The following is a 1,286-nucleotide window of genomic DNA, read 5'->3' as shown; positions in this document are numbered from 1 at the left end:
TGGCCATGCTACGCGTCTACCATGAAGATTTGCGGGAACACGGAGATGCCGAATTGTGAAATGTGAAGATACGACCCCGATGGCCCAAAGATACGACCCCGATGGCCCAAGAAAATAGCCAAGTCCAAGGAGCCGGAAGGGCTGACCGCCGGAGACCGGCCTCGGATGGGCGGCAATGGCTGCTCGCCTTGGGATAACGTTCTGAAGAGCCGGATGTGTGGCCCATAAGTCCGGTTCTGCGAGAGGCGGAGGGGGGGCGCAAGCCCCTCCGCCTACTCGACTCAGCCGCGGAGCGGAACTTCACTGCGGACGATGCGCGAAAAAAAGGATGAGGAGGGAACCGAGCGCCATAAAAGCAAGGCCGGCAGCCAGTGCGCCTTTCACGAGTAACTGTCTTACTACAGAATCTTCCGGCCAGAGGAGCTTGAAGGGGATTTCATATGCACGGGTAAAATCTACTTTCTGACGGTTTGCCCGTATTCTAACGCCTATCCTGGCAAAGCACGTCATCGCGTATCCGATGAGGACAAGAAAGACAGCAACTGTGAGATGGACGAACCACATGGGCAGTTACCAGCTTGTTGAGAGATTGGGCGGTTGCCACTGGTAGCCAAACAGCGCGAACTCCCCATGAATGTTCACGATAGGCGTGTTGACTTCCCATTCGCCGCCACCTTTCCAACCTACGTTACCTGTTAGAGTGGCGGTCCTGTTGGCTACGGCAAGATCAAAGGATATGCCGTACTTGGCCCAATACCCGATTGACGCTCCAAAAGACTCGCCGATCGCGAAAGAACCGCCAACATCGCCCGATATTTCGATAATCGTCCACGTGAGCGACGGGTTCGGATCGCCACATTCCTTTGAGAAGGAAAGCGCCGAACTCTTAGTGTACTGTGGCCCCATTATCGTCAGACCAACGCGCCCCACAATCGGCACCACAACATGCCCGCCCCATCCCAAACCAATGCTTACGCTTCCTTCAACCGTGATGTCGTAGGCGTCATCGGGAACCAGGTCGCTGTCGCAACAGCAATCGTAAACCGTACCGAAAACACCCAAGGAAACGGTCGCCCCGATTCCTTCGTAAGCAGCGGCCTCAGCACGCCAGTTGATGCCTTCGCCGTGCGTCTTTTGGCAGGCCAAGCCGAGAGGGTCGATGAAAACGATAAGATTGTTCCGGCCACAGACGTAGAGATTTCTTCCTCCGCGCTCCTGGATAGGGTCCCTGGAGAGCCACCGCCCCAGCTCGGGTGAGTAGTATCTGTAGCCGTAGTAGAGCAGTC

2 protein-coding genes are annotated in these 1,286 nt (G+C 56.1%); both read right to left on the bottom strand.

Going from position 1 to position 1,286, the window contains the following annotated elements:
- Positions 1-300: 300 nt before the first annotated feature.
- Positions 301-564 (bottom strand): hypothetical protein, encoded by a 264-nt coding sequence (locus QME66_13935; GenBank protein MDI6810041.1) that lies wholly within the window; start codon positions 562-564, stop codon positions 301-303.
- Positions 565-570: 6 nt separating this feature from the next.
- Positions 571-1,286: RHS repeat-associated core domain-containing protein (locus QME66_13930; protein ID MDI6810040.1), on the bottom strand; the 716-nt coding region annotated here is incomplete at its 5' end.

This window comes from Candidatus Eisenbacteria bacterium (assembly GCA_030017955.1).
GTDB lineage: Bacteria > Eisenbacteria > RBG-16-71-46 > JASEGR01 > JASEGR01 > JASEGR01.
This window is presented reverse-complemented; position numbering and strand designations above follow the sequence as displayed.